The 15,879-nt window shown below is 62.0% G+C and carries 14 protein-coding genes; 5 read left to right on the top strand and 9 right to left on the bottom strand.

All coding sequences use genetic code 11. The features are described from left to right. Nucleotides 1–238: 238 nt before the first annotated feature. The 6 genes from H0W47_RS15945 to H0W47_RS15920 form a co-directional block, all read right to left on the bottom strand. Complete coding sequence (locus H0W47_RS15945) at nt 239–1,420, bottom strand: PepSY domain-containing protein (RefSeq protein WP_296926165.1); 1,182 nt, start codon at nt 1,418–1,420, stop codon at nt 239–241. Between the two features lie 27 nt (nt 1,421–1,447). Then, nucleotides 1,448–2,467 carry an acyltransferase gene (locus tag H0W47_RS15940; protein ID WP_296926162.1) on the bottom strand — a complete coding sequence of 340 codons (1,020 nt, stop codon included), beginning with the start codon at nt 2,465–2,467 and terminating at the stop codon, nt 1,448–1,450. Nucleotides 2,468–2,507: 40 nt separating this feature from the next. Further along, nucleotides 2,508–3,470, bottom strand: coding sequence for a nitronate monooxygenase family protein (locus tag H0W47_RS15935; protein ID WP_296926160.1), 963 nt, complete (start codon nt 3,468–3,470; stop codon nt 2,508–2,510). Between the two features lie 111 nt (nt 3,471–3,581). After that, nucleotides 3,582–5,372: an acyl-CoA dehydrogenase gene (locus H0W47_RS15930; RefSeq protein WP_296926157.1), complete on the bottom strand. Its 1,791-nt coding sequence runs from the start codon at nt 5,370–5,372 to the stop codon at nt 3,582–3,584. Nucleotides 5,373–5,453: 81 nt separating this feature from the next. Further along, entirely contained in the window at nt 5,454–6,386 is a 933-nt protein-coding gene (locus H0W47_RS15925; protein ID WP_296926155.1) for an FAD-binding protein, read from the bottom strand. A gap of 106 nt (nt 6,387–6,492) precedes the next feature. Continuing rightward, nucleotides 6,493–7,242 (bottom strand): electron transfer flavoprotein subunit beta/FixA family protein, encoded by a 750-nt coding sequence (locus H0W47_RS15920; RefSeq protein ID WP_296926153.1) that lies wholly within the window; start codon nt 7,240–7,242, stop codon nt 6,493–6,495. A gap of 366 nt (nt 7,243–7,608) precedes the next feature. Between H0W47_RS15920 and H0W47_RS15915 the strand changes: the two genes are divergently transcribed. From H0W47_RS15915 to H0W47_RS15905, 3 genes are all read left to right on the top strand, one after another. After that, nucleotides 7,609–8,619 carry a TRAP transporter substrate-binding protein gene (locus H0W47_RS15915; protein ID WP_296926151.1) on the top strand — a complete coding sequence of 337 codons (1,011 nt, stop codon included), beginning with the start codon at nt 7,609–7,611 and terminating at the stop codon, nt 8,617–8,619. 76 nt (nt 8,620–8,695) lie between these two features. Further along, nucleotides 8,696–9,181: a TRAP transporter small permease gene (locus H0W47_RS15910; protein WP_296926149.1), complete on the top strand. Its 486-nt coding sequence runs from the start codon at nt 8,696–8,698 to the stop codon at nt 9,179–9,181. Beyond that, the gene (locus H0W47_RS15905) at nt 9,178–10,470 is read left to right on the top strand and encodes a TRAP transporter large permease (RefSeq protein ID WP_296926145.1); all 1,293 of its coding nucleotides are present in this window, start codon (nt 9,178–9,180) and stop codon (nt 10,468–10,470) included. The genes H0W47_RS15910 and H0W47_RS15905 overlap by 4 nt, the downstream gene beginning before the upstream one ends. 12 nt (nt 10,471–10,482) lie before the next feature. Here the strand turns inward: H0W47_RS15905 and H0W47_RS15900 are convergent, their stop codons facing one another. The 3 genes from H0W47_RS15900 to H0W47_RS15890 are packed head-to-tail and all read right to left on the bottom strand — an operon-like array spanning nt 10,483 to nt 13,535. Continuing rightward, nucleotides 10,483–11,793: a mechanosensitive ion channel domain-containing protein gene (locus H0W47_RS15900; RefSeq protein ID WP_296926143.1), complete on the bottom strand. Its 1,311-nt coding sequence runs from the start codon at nt 11,791–11,793 to the stop codon at nt 10,483–10,485. Then, nucleotides 11,784–12,572, bottom strand: a complete 789-nt coding sequence (locus H0W47_RS15895; RefSeq protein WP_296926141.1) for an enoyl-CoA hydratase — start codon at nt 12,570–12,572, stop codon at nt 11,784–11,786. Before H0W47_RS15895 ends, H0W47_RS15900 begins: the two co-directional genes overlap by 10 nt. Nucleotides 12,573–12,584: 12 nt before the next feature. Further along, nucleotides 12,585–13,535, bottom strand: a complete 951-nt coding sequence (locus tag H0W47_RS15890; protein ID WP_296926139.1) for a histone deacetylase family protein — start codon at nt 13,533–13,535, stop codon at nt 12,585–12,587. 30 nt (nt 13,536–13,565) lie between these two features. On the opposite strand from H0W47_RS15890, the gene H0W47_RS15885 reads away from it, so the two are divergent. Beyond that, on the top strand, nt 13,566–14,486 hold the full coding sequence (locus tag H0W47_RS15885) for a MoxR family ATPase (RefSeq protein ID WP_296926137.1): 921 nt from the start codon (nt 13,566–13,568) through the stop codon (nt 14,484–14,486). Between the two features lie 28 nt (nt 14,487–14,514). Beyond that, nucleotides 14,515–15,507: a DUF58 domain-containing protein gene (locus H0W47_RS15880; protein WP_296926135.1), complete on the top strand. Its 993-nt coding sequence runs from the start codon at nt 14,515–14,517 to the stop codon at nt 15,505–15,507. Nucleotides 15,508–15,879 lie beyond the last annotated feature (372 nt).

The raw sequence follows: 15,879 nt of genomic DNA, 5'->3' as shown, positions 1-15,879 counted from the left end.
TTCTACAGGCTGATGCAGCAGGCCGTGGTCACCGATCCGGTGACTTACGCCGACATCGTCCTGCCCGCCGAAGAATCACTGGAAATAGCCTAGTGGAGCTAAGCGGATACCCCTTATAAATAAACAGTATATTCCTCAGATACGATTCAGCCAAGCGCATCCGGCGCCAAGTTTCTAATGCTATCAATTCAATAGCTGCACACGCCCGCTCTTAAAGGGTAGGCTCATGTTTGGATGCTCAGCCTTGTATCCGGCCAGGATTTCGCTTGCGTTTGCCCAGCCAGACCACGATGCCGGTGATCGACAGCAGCGCCGTCACCAGCCCGGCTATAAACACGACGATGCGTCCCGCCATGCCAAGGGCCTGGCCCGAGTGCAGCGGGTATTGCCACTGCATGATGGTGTCGCCGGCCGTCCCATCGCCGCGGCGCAAAATCCCCTTGTTTTCACCGCTGGTCGCATCGATGTACACGCGCGTGTCGCCATAGTAGGCAATGTCCTGGTCGCTGTGAAAGCGAATGCGGTAGATGCCCTTTTTGTAGTCCAGCGAAATGCCATCAGGCTTGGTCTCTCGCCCGCCCTCCTTGCGCAGAGCGGCCTGTGCAAGAACAAGCGCCTTGTTCCAGTCGACCGCCGGCTGCGCCAGCGGCTGCGACAAAGCCCGCGCTTTTTGTATCGGGTCTTTGGTGACCGGCGAAAACAGTTCCACCGCGGGCGTAAAAACTTCAACGCGCAGGTTCAGATAAACAGAGGTGAAGCCAATGACCAGCAGCACCGCCCAGAACCACAGGCCCGCGGCGCGATGCAAATCAAAATTGAAGCGCCCGGCATCACCGTTCCAGCTCAGGCCGAATGCTTTCCAGAGCGGGCCTTTCTGCGGAATAGCCAGGTAAAACGCAATCAAGCAATTCAGCGTCAACAGCATGGCCACGCCACCCATCAACCACATGCCTGATTTTTCCGGCAGGTGCAGCTTGTAATGCAGTTTGTAAAGGAAAGGAATCAGGTCTTTTTTCTCGGTGCTGAGAACACCGAATTGACGGCCGCCCAGGATGTCCCCGGTCACGGGGTGCACAAACACCTGGGTGTGGGGCAGTTCGAAGGGTTTTCCGGTTTGGGGATTGGTGCGTGGCGTGATCCAGCTCAGCACCGATTCGCCGGGCTCGCGGCCCACACGCATGAAGCTTGTCCTGGCTTGCGGATAAGCCGCTTCAATTTTTTGTGACAGTTCCGACAGGGACAGCGCGGGTCCGCGCTCCTCAGCGAGGAACAGTTCGGGGTTCAGGCTTTTGTCGAACTCGCGGTAAAACGTGATGACGCTGCCGGTCAGACCGGCAATGATCAGGAAAACCGCCATGAACAAACCGGAGTAGCGGTGAATGACCACCAAGGCGCTTCTCAAGCGCTGGAAATTTTGCATGCGCGATTTTACGCATGGCACCTCCTCTTACGGCTTTGCAATCCTTGTCCATCGCCGGGATTCAACACCCACATACAGCGCCTTGCCGGCCAGCAACGAAAGCACAAAGGCCGCCAGCATGCCCAAGGCATTGGGCAGCAACTGCGCGGGCCACACATGGCTGACCAGCGCGTTGACCAGCAGGCACACCGGGAAGTGAATCAGGAAGACCGAGTACGAGATCTGACCCAGCTGTTGCAGCCACGGCGCCTGCAGCGCTGTCCACCGGCCAGGCTGCAGCCAGACCAGTGCGATGGCCACCACCATCGCTACGGCCAGGCGGCCTCTGAAGTCCAGCGCCAGCGCCACACCACCCATCACCGCGATGGCCAGCAGCCACCACACTGGCCGGGGGCTGCGCGAAGCCCACCAGGCCATCATGCCCAAGGCGTAGGAGCCGAAGAAATACAGAGCCGTCGCGTCCAGGCCAGCATGCCGGTTGAAGACCAGCAGCGAGGCCGCCGCCAGAACCAGCACTGTCCAACGTTGCCATTGCTTCGGCACCCAGGTAAAAAGGCACACGCTGATCACGAAAAGCTGAAAATCAATCGCGACGTACCAGAGGCCGGCGGACAAAGCCTCTTGACCCACCAGATCCTGCAGAAAAAACACGTGCGCCACCAGTTGCCAAAGACCAGGCGCTTCAGGCACTGAGGGGTGCGCAAACCACGGGCGTACAACAGCCGCAACCGCCACGCAAATGATCACCGCCACCACCAGTGGCAAGGCCAGCCGCCGATAACGACGCAGAATCAGTTGACCCGGCCGGGCGGGTTTGTCCATTTGCAGAGATGCCAGTGCGGCAGCAGCCAGAAAGCCGCCCACCACCAAAAACACCTGCACCGCCATGCGACCATAGTCATACAGCCAGCTGATCAGGCGTGGTGCAGCGGTTTGAACCACATCAGACATGGGCCCATAAAAAGCCAGGTGGTGCCAGACGATGAGCATGCACGCCAGAGCCTTCAGGGCATCAATGCCCGGCAGGCGCTGCGGGGAGGGCGTCAAGGCGGGCCGCTTGTCGAAGCGTGAAACCGCAGGGGCACGCTTATGCGCAGACCCGCTGGCGTGCTTCCTGATACTCGCGCTTGAGTTGCGCAACATAGTCGGCCGTGCTTTGCACTTTGCTCACAGAGCCGATACCCTGGCCACAGCCCCAGATGTCTTTCCAGGCCTTGGACTTGCTGCCCTCGCCACCGCCGAAGTTCATGGTTTTCAGATCGCCTTCGGGCAGGTTGTCGGGGTCCATGCCGGCGGCAATGATGGACGGCTTGAGGTAGTTGCCATGCACGCCGGTGAACAGGCTGGAGTAAACGATGTCGTCGCTGTTGCCGTCAACAATGGCCTGCTTGTAGGCGTCCGATGCGCGGGCTTCTTCGGTAGCGATAAAGGCTGAGCCGATGTAAGCGAAGTCTGCACCCATGGCCTGCGCAGCCAGCACGGCGCCACCGGTGGAAATGGCGCCGGACAGCGCCAAGGGGCCGTCAAACCACTGGCGAATTTCCTGAATCAATGCAAACGGGCTTTTGACACCGGCGTGGCCTCCTGCGCCAGCGGCCACAGCCACCAGGCCGTCTGCGCCTTTTTCAATTGCCTTGCGCGCGAACTTGTTGTTGATGATGTCGTGCAGCACCACGCCGCCATAGCTGTGCGCCGCAGCGTTGATGTCTTCGCGCGCGCCCAGTGAGGTGATGTAAATCGGTACCTTGTACTTGACACACATTTCCATGTCGTGGTCCAGCCGGTCGTTGGACTTGTGCACGATCTGGTTGATCGCAAACGGCGCCGCCGGCTTGTCCGGATTCGCAGCGTTGTAGGCTGCGAGGGTCTCGGTGATCTCGGCCAGCCAGTCCTCCAGCTGCGCCGCCGGCCGCGCATTGAGCGCCGGCATCGCGCCCACCACACCGGCAATACACTGAGCAATCACCAGCTTGGGGTTGCTGATGATGAACAGCGGCGAGCCAATGATAGGCAGCGGGAGATTGGCTAGGGGCGCGGGAAGTCTGGACATGGTGTCTCCGGTCGATTCAGCAGGATTTTGAACGAAAAGTGGCTGTAGCCCTTGTCAATCGGGTGACAGCAGCTATCGAATTTATAGCAAAAGAGCTGCTCAGAAGGCTGCTCAGAACGCCTCAAGAGCCAGCGCAGTGACGCTGTCGGCGCCATCGACAATGCTGTCACGCATGCCGGGAGCCTTGCTCAGCAGGTGGTCAGCATAGAAGACCGCCGTGGTGATTTTGGCCTTCATGAAGTCCACATCATCGCCAACGGCGAGCTCTTCCTCGGCCACCAGCAGCGAGCGCGCCAGTTGCCAGCCGGCGACCAGGTTGCCGGCCAGCATCAGGTAGGGCACGCTGCCCGCAAACACTGCGTTCGGCGATGCCTTGGTGTTGCCCGCAACAAATTCCACAACGTCAACAAACGCTTCACGCGCGGCCTTCAGGCGCTTGGCGACGGTCTTCGCAGCGGCACCGCCGTGCTGGAGCAGCGCGGCTTCGGTTTTTTCGATCTGGTTCGCGATGCCTTTGGCGGTCTGGCCGCCGTCACGTGCGGTCTTGCGGCCGACCAGATCATTGGCCTGAATGGCGGTCGTGCCTTCGTAAATGGTCAGGATCTTCGCATCGCGGTAATACTGCGCCGCACCGGTTTCCTCGATGAATCCCATGCCGCCGTGCACCTGCACGCCCAGCGAAGTGACTTCCAGGCTCATCTCGGTGCTGTAGCCCTTGACGAGCGGGACCATGTATTCGTAGAAGGCCTGGTTTTGCTTGCGCACGTCGGCGTCCGGGTGGTGGTGCGAAGCGTCATAGGCGGCAGCTGCGACCGAGGCCATGGCCCTGCAGCCTTCGGTGTAGGCGCGCATGGTCATCAACATGCGCTTGACGTCGGGGTGGTGGATGATGGGCGCACTGGCGTTGATGGAACCATCGACCGGACGGCTCTGCACACGGTCTTTCGCAAAGGTCACGGCCTTCTGGTAGGCGCGCTCGGCAATCGCAATGCCCTGCATGCCAACGGCGTAACGTGCCGAGTTCATCATGATGAACATGTATTCGAGGCCGCGGTTTTCCTGGCCGACGATGTAGCCGACAGCGCCACCGTGATCGCCGTACTGCAGCACCGCCGTCGGCGAAGCCTTGATACCCATCTTGTGTTCGATGCTCACGCAGTGCACGTCGTTGCGCGCGCCGAGTGCGCCGTCCTTGCCGACCATGAACTTGGGCACCACAAACAGGCTGATGCCCTTGACGCCTTCGGGCGCGCCAGTCACGCGCGCCAGCACCAGGTGCACGATGTTCTCGGCCATGTCGTGCTCACCGTAGGTGATAAAAATCTTGGTGCCAAAAACCTTGTACGTGCCGTCGGGCTGCGGCTCGGCGCGGCTGCGCACCATCGCCAGGTCGGAGCCGGCCTGCGGCTCGGTCAGGTTCATGGTGCCGGTCCACTTCCCGCTGACCAGCTTCTCCAGATACACCGCCTTGAGCTCGTCCGAGCCGGCCGTCAACAGCGCTTCGATCGCGCCGTCGCTGAGCAGCGGGCACAGCGCAAAACTCATGTTGGCCGAATTGAGCATCTCGCCGCAGGCCGCACCTATGGTCTTCGGCAAACCTTGTCCGCCAAAATCCACGGGATGCTGCAGTCCTTGCCAGCCGCCCCCGGCGTATTGTTTGTAAGCCTCCTTGAAGCCCGGCGTCGTGGTGACGGCGCCGTCTTTCCAGCTCGATGGGTTCTTGTCGCCCTCCCAGTTCAGCGGTGACAACACGCCCTCATTGAATCTGGCGCACTCCTCGAGCACGGCCTGTGCCGTGTCGAAACCGGCATCTTCAAATCCCGGAATCTGCGCCACGGCATCGATCTCGGCGAGGTGCTTGATGTCAAACAGCATGTCCTTGAGGGGGGCTTTGTAGCTCATGTCTTTGTTTCCGCGAATATCGTCAGTCCCGCAGGATTCGCGGGCGCAAAAAAAGGGCGCCGTTGCGGCGCCCTTGTCTTCTTACAGGGCCTTGACCAGCTCGGGCACGGCCGCAAACAGGTCGGCTTCCAGCCCGTAATCGGCGACGCTGAAGATCGGTGCTTCCGGGTCCTTGTTGATCGCGACAATCACCTTGCTGTCCTTCATGCCAGCCAGATGCTGGATAGCGCCGCTGATGCCGGCAGCGATGTAGAGCTGTGGCGCGACGATCTTGCCGGTCTGTCCAACCTGCCAGTCGTTGGGCGCATAACCCGCGTCCACTGCCGCGCGCGAAGCGCCCAGTGCCGCGCCCAGCTTGTCGGCCAGCGGCGTCATGATCTCGTTGAACTTTTCGGCGCTGCCCAGCGCGCGGCCGCCGCTGACGATGATCTTGGCGGCGGTCAGCTCGGGGCGGTCGCTCTTGGCGATTTCGCTGCCGACAAACACCGACTTGCCGCTGTCGGCCTCGCCACTGACCACGTCGATCGCGGCGGAACCGCCGCTGGCCGCTGCTACGTCAAAACCGGTGGTGCGCACCGTGATCACCTTGGTTGCATCAAGGCTCTGCACGATCGCAATCGCGTTGCCGGCGTAGATCGGGCGCTCGAAGGTATCCACCGCATCAACCTTGGTGATGTCGGAAATCTGGCCGACGTCAAGCAGCGCTGCCACACGCGGCGCGATGTTCTTGCCGGATGCGGTGGCAGGGAACAGGATGTGCGAATAACCGGCGGCCAGGGCGATGACCTGGGCAGCCATGTTTTCGGCAAGGCCGTGTTCAAAGTGTGCGCCATCCACGTGGATGACCTTGGCGACGCCGGCGATCTGGCTGGCGGCTTGAGCGGCTGCGCCAGCGTTCAGGCCGGCCACCAGCACATGCACGTCACCGCCGCACTGGGCGGCTGCGGTTACGGTGTTCAGGGTGGAGGGACGAATGGTGGCGTTGTCGTGTTCTGCGATGACGAGTGCGGTCATGGTGTGACTCCTGGGAAACTGTTGATGTCTACTTTGTTCCGGCCTGGCAAATTTGATTCGCCGACCGTTCGATCCCCGCTGCGCGGGGCCCCTCGTCCGGGGCGAATCAAATTACTTTGGCTTCATTGCGCAGCTTGTCTACCAGCGTGGCGACGTCGGGCACTTTGATGCCAGCGCTGCGTTTGGGTGGCTCGCTGACCTTGAGCGTCTTGATGCGCGGCTTGACGTCAACACCGAGCTCTTCCGGCTTGATGTTGTCGAGCTGCTTCTTTTTGGCCTTCATGATGTTGGGCAGGGTCACGTAACGCGGCTCATTCAGGCGCAGGTCGGTGGTGATGATGGCCGGCAAGGTCAGGGACAGGGTTTCCATGCCGCCATCAACTTCGCGCATGACAACAGCTTTGCCGTCGGCCACATCGACCTTGGAGGCAAAAGTCGCTTGCGGCCAGCCCAGCAAGGCGGCGAGCATCTGGCCGGTCTGGTTGCAGTCGTCGTCAATCGCTTGCTTGCCCAGGATCACCAGCTGCGGCTGTTCCTTTTCGACCAGGGCCTTGAGCAGCTTGGCGACGGCCAGCGGCTGCAGCTCTTCGGCGGTTTCCACCAGGATGGCACGGTCGGCGCCTATGGCCATCGCGGTACGCAGCGTTTCCTGGCACTGTGCCACGCCGCAGCTCACGGCGATGACCTCGGTCACTACGCCTTTTTCCTTGAGGCGGGTGGCCTCCTCGACGGCGATCTCGTCAAACGGATTCATGCTCATCTTGACGTTGGCGATATCGACGCCAGTGCCATCGGACTTGACGCGAACCTTGACGTTGTAATCAACAACACGTTTGACGGGGACCAGGACCTTCATGGGGAGAACTCCAGAGTTAGTGATTGACGTTCACGTAAAGCGTTTGATTCTATGCTGCAGTTGCACAACAGAGCCCTGCTGCGGCGACATGGCATCAGTCGCAACACAAAAACGAACGACCGTTCTATTTCATTATAGAGACCGAGGAAGACCTGATTAGAGTCGCGGACCCAATACCCTGTTGCCCGGGCGACAAGTGAACACGCCGTAATTAACAGACCGATGGGTCGGTTAATTGGGGTAAGTAGGGACAGACCGCACCGCATCGCTGGCATACAGTCAAGTTTCCGGACGAAACGGCGGGTTGACCCCCCTATCGTCCCCACGAGTAACCTGGTCAGCTCGCTGACCATTCCGGAGTACTGAATGAAGATCAAACCCATCGCCGCCGCGCTGCTGACTGTATGCAGCGGACTCGCTTCCGCCCAAACCGTGCTGACTGTCTCGAGCTGGCTGCCGCCCACCCATTCGCTGAGCATGGCGCAAAAGGAATGGTGCGATCTGCTTGAGAAAAACACGACCGGCAAGATGAAATGCAACATCCTGCCGCGCGGCGTCGCGGCGCCCCCGGGCACCATGGATGCCATCAAAAACGGGCTGGCCGACGTGTCCTACACCGTGCACGGCTACACACCAGGGCGTTTCGTTTATACCCAGATGGCCGAATTTCCTTTTCTGGGCAACACCTCCGAGCCGATCTCGGTCGCCTTCAACAAGGTGGCCATGAAAAACCCGCAGTTCCAGGCAGAACACCCAGGTGTGAAGGTACTGTCCTTCTTCACCCACGGCCCGGGCATTGTTTTCAACACCAAACGGCCAGTGACCAACGTGGCGGACCTGGGCGGCCTGAAGTGGCGCGTGGGCGGCGGCATGGTCAATGAAATCTCGAAGAATCTGGGCATGAACGTCACGCTCAAGCCCGCGCCGGACTCGTATGAATTACTCTCCGGCGGGGTCATGGACGGCACGCTGTTCCCGGCCGAGTCCACCGAGTCGTTCAGGATCGACAAGCTGATCAAGCACGCCACAACCTTTCCTGGTGGCCTGTACAACACCAGCTTTGTGTTCATGATGAACCAGGCCAGATACGACAAGCTTTCTGCCGATGAAAAGAAGGCCGTTGACGCCATCTCCGGCGAAGTGGCCGCGCGTATCTACGGTCGCGGCTGGGACAAGGTGGATCGCCGCGCCATGGGCCTCATGCAGGCCAACAACGTTCAGGTGGTCAAGGCGGACGCCTCGTTTGTAGCCGACGTCAAGGCCAAGACTGCACCGCTGGAGCAGAAGTGGATCAAGGATGCCGAAGCCAAGGGCCTGAAAGATGCGGCGAAGGTACTGGCCGAGTTCCGCGCCGAAATCGCCCGCCAGGAAAAATAAAACCCCACCCGCTACGGCTATGCAAGCGCGGCCTCATGGACAATGAGGCCGCGTTTTTTATGGATTGAGGCAAAGATTGAACAAGCTTGTTGAAATGGTATGCGGCCTGCTGGCCGCAGCCGCCCTGTTCGCCATCATGGCGCTGACCTTTTTTGACGTCGGTGGCCGCAAGATACTCTCCAACTCGATTCCCGGTTCGCTCGAGCTCACGGAACTGCTGATGGTGGTGGTGATTTTCGCCGCCCTGCCGCTGGTGTCCCTGCGCGGCGAACATGTGGTGTTCGACTCGCTGGACACTTATCTGCCGGCCGCAGTGCGCCGGGTTCAGCGTGCCTTCATGCAGCTTGTCTGTGCTGCCATGCTGCTGGGCCTGGGCTGGCTGATGTGGCAGACCGGCGGGCAGTTTCTGGAATCCGGTGAAACCACGGCCCAGCTGAAAATCCTCAAAGCGCCCTTCATGTATGGCATGGCGGCGTTGTGCGGCATTGCCGGGCTCATCCACCTGGGCCTGGCTTTCCGCCCCTCTGCGGCAGAAGAAGCCGGCGAAGGGGCCACGCTGTGACCGAGGCCCTGCTTGGATTTGCCGCCATTTTTGTTCTGGCACTGCTGCGGCTGCCGCTGGCTTTTGCGATGGGCCTGGTCGGCATTGTGGGCATGGGGCTGACGCGGGGCTGGCTGCCCGCCTTGGCCAGCACGGCGCAAGTGGTACACGAAACCGGTTTTGCCTACACCTTGTCGGTGATTCCGCTGTTCATTCTGATGGGCAACTTCGTCGCGAAGGCCGGCCTGGCGCACGAACTGTTCCATGCCGCCTATGCCTTCATCGGCCACCTGCGCGGCGGGCTGGCCCACGCGACCGTGATGGCCTGCGCCGGCTTTGGTGCGATCTGCGGCTCTTCGATTGCCACCGCCGCGACCATGAGCAAGGTAGCGTATCCGTCGATGAAAAAGCTCGGCTACAGCGACTCGCTGTCGACCGGCGTGATTGCCGCTGGCGGCACGCTGGGCATCATGATTCCTCCCTCGACCATCATGGTGATTTACGGCATCGTGACAGAAACCAATATCGGCAAGCTGTTCGCTGCTGGCGTGATCCCCGGCATCCTGATCGCGCTCCTGCTCATGGTGGCGGTGCTGTTCATGACCTTCATGGACCCTGAGCACGCGCCGGCCGGTGAGAAAACCCCCTGGCCCGAGCGCTGGAAGGCCTTGCGCGGCATCTGGGGAGTACTGCTGCTGATGCTGCTGGTGCTGGGGGGTATTTACGGCGGCGTGTTCACGGCGACCGAGGGTGCCGGCATAGGCGCGGCCGGCGCTTTCCTGTTTGCGCTGGCCAGGCGCCGGCTCACCGTCCGGGCCACGGTGGAAGTGCTGGTGGAATCGGCGCGCACCACGGCCATGCTGTTCACCCTGCTGATCGCAGCGACCATCTTTGCCAACTTCATGAACTTCACCTCCATGCCTGGCGACCTGAAAGAGTGGATCACTCACCTCGGCCTGTCGCCAGTCATGATTGTTGCGGCCATGATGCTGATTTACGTGGTGCTGGGCACCGTGATGGAGGAGCTCACCATGGTGTTGCTGACCATTCCGCTGTTCTTCCCGATTGTGGTGTCGCTGGGTTTTGACCCGATCTGGTTTGGCGTGTTGATCGTCATGGTGATCCAGATCGGGCTGATCTCCCCGCCAGTTGGCATGAACCTGTTTGTGCTCAACACCCTGCTGCCGCAAGTTGGACTGGCCAGCATTTTCCGCGGCGTCTGGCCGTTTGTGGTGATGCAGGTCGTGGCGCTGGGCCTGCTGCTGGCTTTTCCGATGTTGAGCCTTTGGCTGCCGTCCTTCATGAAGTGAATCATCCCCGATTCAGGGGGCTCGGGTCGCCTCTTGCCCCGGCTGAAGCGAGGGCCGCGTGTGGATGACCCGCTGCGGGTAGGGAATCTCGATGCCATGGGCGCGCAGCGACTGCAGAATCGAAAGATTGATGAGCGAGCGAAGGTTCTGCTGCCCGTTTTCCGGATCGGCCATCCAGTAATTGAGCGTGAACTCCAGACCGTCCGCCCCGAAATTGGTCAGGTTGGCAGCGGGACAGGGATCCCGCAACACACGGTCCTGGCCGAGCGCCGCCTCGGACAGCAGGCGCATCACCAGTTCCACATCGCTGTCGTAGGCCACCGCAATTACGCTGGACTGCAATACACGTGAGTCAGCCAGCGACAGGTTTTCAATGCGGTTGCTGATGAACATCTCGTTGGGCACGATGGACTCACGCCCGCCCAGCGAGCGCACGACGGTGTAACGCGCGTTGATGTCGGTGATGCGACCTTCAAAGCCGTCAACCCGGATGTTGTCCCCGATGCGCACGCTGCGTTCAGCAAGCATCACAAAACCGCTCACATAACTGGCCGCGAGCTTCTGCAGGCCGAAGCCTATACCGACACCGATAGCCCCGCCCAGCACCGACAGGGCCGTGAGGTCGATGCCGACCGCAGACAAGGCTACCAGCAGGCCGACAAACACCAGCAGCGCGCGCATGGCATTGCTCAGCGCCTTGCGCAGCGACAACTGGCTGCCGGTAGCCGACCGCAGCAATCGCCTCTCGATAGCCGACGAGATCCACAAGGTGATGATGAGAACGATGCAGGCGGTGACGCCACCCTCGATGAGGGTGCGCACCGACAGCGTGGTATCGCCGACCTTCCAGCGAATGTCGTCGAGCTCTTCCAGCACCAGCGGCAGCAGGCCGCTGACCCACAGCACCATGGCAACCCACGCCATCCACGAAATGCTGCGCTCAAGGATGCGCACCAGCGGGGCGTCGACAAAGACCACCTGCAGTACCTTGACGCCAAGACGTATCACCGCCAGCGCCACCAGCACCGGAATGGCAATCTTGAAGACCGCGACCGGCATCCAGCGCGCCAGCAGCATGAAACACAGGTAAGCCAGCGACAGCAGGAGCAGGGGAAACATCACCCCGTCGATGATCTGCCGGCCAAACCAGATCGAGCGCTCGTCGGGCAGGCCGCTGGCCCGGCGTATGCCCCAGACCAGCGCCCAGGCCAGGCCAACGCACCCCAGCAAAATAGCCAGTTCCGTCAGCGCCGAGGCCTGGGTGATGTTGGCAAGCCAGCTGTCCAGGTCCTCGATGCGGGCGGTGGGGCGGGCTATGGCCATTGCGGCGTCCTCTTGTCGATAAAGGCCTGCACACCCTCCTGCGCCACGGGATGAACCATGTTGCACGCCATGGTCTGCCCGGCCAGCTGGTAAGCGGCAACGATGCCGGTTTCGCGCTGCTGGTAGAACAGCGCCTTGCCCATGGCCACGGCTTCGCGCGGTTTGGCCAAAATGGAAGCCACCATCTGCTCGACGGCGGCGTCGAGCTCCTCAAGCGGTACCACACGGTTGACGAGGCCGCGCGCGCGCGCCTCGTCCGCCGTGATGAAGCCACCGGTCAGCAGCATTTCCATGGCTTGCTTGGCGGGAATATTGCGCACCAGCGGCACGCTCGGTGTGGCGCAGAACAGCCCCACATCGATGCCGTTGACGCCAAAGGTTGCTGGGCTGCCGGCAATCGCCAGGTCACATTGCGCCACCAGCTGACAGCCGGCCGCCGTGGCCACGCCCTGCACACGGGCCAGCACCGGCACCGGCAGGCTCTGGATCGTCAACATCATGCGGGTGCACCGCGCAAAAAGCTTCTGGTAGTAGGCCAGCTCGGGCTGTGCGCGCATTTCCTTGAGGTTGTGGCCGGCGCAAAACGCCCTGCCCTGCGCTGCCAGCACCACGATGCGCGCCTGCGGATCGGCAGCCACCGCCTCGAGCGCCGCCTGCAATGCAGTCAGCATCTCTTCGCCCAGTGTGTTGAAGGTATCCGGGCGATTGAGCGTGATCCGGTGCACGCCGCGCTCATCGCGGCTGTGCAGCACCACATCGGTCAGCGATGGCATCGACATCTCCCGCAAAAATTACAAGTCCGCCAGCACGCGAATATGTGCTTCCACACTGCGGGCCAGGGCCTTGAGGTTGTAGCCGCCTTCGAGCGAGGAAACAATGCGCCCGCCCGCATGGCGGTGGGCAAGGTCCTTGATGCGCTGGGTGATCCAGGCGTAGTCCTTCTCGTCGAGGCCGAGCTGGCCAAGGTCGTCGTCGCGGTGAGCGTCGAAGCCGGCGCTAATGAAAAGCATCTGCGGTTTGAAGGCCTCAAGTCGCGGCATCCACATCGCATCGATCAGCTCGCGCACGGCCGCACCCTTGGTATAGGCTGGTACCGGCAGGTTCACCATGTTGTCGCCGCCGCTGATGCCAGCATGCGGGTAAAAAGGGTGCTGGAAAAAACTCACCATCAGGATGCGGTCATCGCCGCGGATGATGTCTTCCGTTCCGTTGCCGTGGTGCACGTCAAAATCGACAATCGCCACCCGCTCCAGACCGTGCCGCTCCAGGGCGTATTTGGCGGCAATCGCCACATTGTTGAAAAAGCAGAAACCCATGGCGCGGTCATGGCAGGCATGGTGGCCGGGCGGGCGTACTGCGCAGAATGCGTTTTCGACCTCCCCTGCCATCACCGCGTCCGTGGCGGCCAATGCCGCGCCGGCGCCGCGCAGGATAGCGTTCCAGGTGAAGGCATTGAGCGCCGTATCGGGATCGATCTGGGCGTACTGCGGGCCACCCGCAAAAGCGTCATCCGCAAGCTGATCCCCCAGCCCGCGAAGGGCGGCGATCATCATGCGGTCGTGGGCGAGTTCCACGTCGCCCAGTGCGGCCAGAGGCGCCTCGCGCCGGTCCAGCGCATCACCGACGCCCGTGATCAACAGCCGGTCTTCAATCGCGTCGAGCCGCTCCGGACACTCGGGGTGTCCCGGACCCATTTCATGCTTGCGGCAGTCGGCGTGGGTGAAATACGCGGTGGCATTCATAGCGGAAAATTTTGCGGTAAGGTTGAAGGCATGAACGCGAAACAAAAAATTCAGGCGCTGTTGAATCAGCTTAACACGGTCATTGTGGGCAAGCCGGTACAAGTCCAGGACTGCGTCGCCTGCCTGTTGGCCGGCGGGCATCTGCTGATTGAAGATGTGCCCGGCGTCGGAAAAACCACGCTGGCGCATGCCTTGTCGCGTTCCTTCGGACTACAGTTTTCCCGCGTGCAGTTCACCGCCGACCTGATGCCCAGCGACCTGACTGGGGTGTCCATCTATGAGCGGCAGAAAGAGAGCTTCGTCTTCCACCCCGGCCCGGTATTCGCTCAGGTGCTGCTTGCCGACGAGATCAACCGCGCCAGCCCGCGCACACAGAGCGCACTGCTGGAAGCCATGGAAGAAAAGCAGGTCACCGTGGAGGGGGAAACCCGACCGCTGCCCGTGCCTTTCTTCGTGATTGCCACGCAAAACCCGCATGACCAGCTCGGCACCTACTCCCTGCCCGAGTCCCAGCTGGACCGCTTTCACATGCGTATCTCGCTGGGCTACCCGGACCGCGCGGCCGAGCGCCAGTTGCTGGGCGGCGGCGACCGGCGCGACATGGTTGAGCAACTCGAAACCCTGCTCACTCCGCATGACCTGCTGGAACTGCAGCAGCAGGTGCTGCAGGTGTATGCCGCCGAGCCACTGCTCAACTACCTGCAGGACCTGATCGCCGCCACGCGCTCGGGCCAGTGGTTTTTGCAGGGTCTGAGCCCGCGGGCTGGCATTGCAGTGATGCGCGCCGCCCGCGCCCAGGCGTTTCTGAGCGGCCGCGACTATGTGGCCCCCGACGACTTGGTGGCCGTACTGCCGCAAACCGCCGCGCACCGGCTGGTGCCGGTCACCAGCGCCGGGCGCGGTTCGGTGGAGCAGGTGCGGGCCATGCTTGAGGCCGTGCCCTTACCATGAGGCGGCATGCGGGACTGATGGACACGCCATGAACGCCGCATCGCTCAATCCTTTTGTTTTTGTTCGCGGGCATTTCCAGCAATGGTGGCAAAGCCGCCTGCCGCTGAGCGACAGCATGCTGTTGACACAGCGCAATGTGTACATCCTGCCGACACGCCCCGGGCTGATGCTGGCGCTGACCCTGATGGTGTTGCTGGTCGCCTCCATCAACTACCAGCTCAACCTGGGCTACCTGCTGACTTTCCTGCTGGCCGGCAGTGCCGTGACCGGCATGCATGTGTGCCACGGCACACTGCGCGGCCTTGCAATGAATTTGATAGCACCTCCCCCACAATACGCGGGCGCTGCAGCCATTTTTGATGTGAAGCTCACGAATAGCCGCAAGTCTGTCCGCCACGGCATCGGCCTGAGTGCGCTGGGCGCCCAAGACGGGCCACACTGGGCCTGGACCGATGTGCCGGCCCAGGGCAGCAGCACGGTACAGGTGGCCTTCACGCCGGGCCGGCGCGGCCTGCACCGCCTGCCCACCCTGACCGCCGAAACCCGGTTTCCGCTGGGCACCTTTCGCGTCTGGACCATCTGGCGCCCGGCAGCGCAGGTGTTGGTCTATCCGGCTCCCGAGCGCCACCCGCCGCCCCTGCCGCCGGGCGAGCCGCGCTCCGGCGCCGCCAGCGCTGCGGCCCGGGTGCAGGGCAGTGGCGACTTCGACAGCGTGCGCGGCTACCGGCGCGGCGACCCGCTCAAGCTCGTCATGTGGAAAAAAGCCGCCAAGGCCGACGAACAGGGCAACGGCCTGGTGGTGCGCGACACCCAGCAGGCCCAGCGCCACGAACTCTGGCTGGACTTTGCGCGTGCCGGCTCGCTGGACACCGAAGCCCGGCTGTCACGCCTGTGCGCGTGGGTGCTGCGGGCCGACAAGCTGGGCCTGAGCTACGGCCTGAGATTGCCGGGGGCGCAGATCAAGCCTTCCAGTGGGGAGGCGCACAAACGGCTTTGTCTGGAGGCGCTGGCTTTATGTTGAGCAGCGCGCGCACTGCTGCACACGGGGCGCGTGAGCCCTCTGTCACTCGGGCTGAGCCTGTCGAAGCCTTCTCTGCCTCCCGCGTTGGCGGCATACCAACAAGCCGGGGGTTGCCCGGCGGCAACTCACTTTTCTTTTGCGTCGCCAAAAGAAAAGGCGACCCTGCTGTCTGCGACCCCTTCGCTTCGCTACGGGGCAACCTGCGGTGCTCGGTCCAGCCGGGGTCTCGCTCGAACTCGCCTTCGGCTCAAACAATCGCGATCCCTGATCCGTCTGGCCCTGCGCTCCTCGGCGCATACAGAAGGGTGTTGAGGACGGGATCGGATTCGGATTCGGATTCGCAATCGGGCTCCGGCGGGGACGCGCTTTGCG

This window comes from Polaromonas sp. (genome assembly GCF_013817205.1).
Lineage (GTDB): Bacteria > Pseudomonadota > Gammaproteobacteria > Burkholderiales > Burkholderiaceae_C > Polaromonas.
Note: the sequence above shows the minus strand (reverse complement) of the source record. Positions and strands in the feature narration are given on the sequence as shown.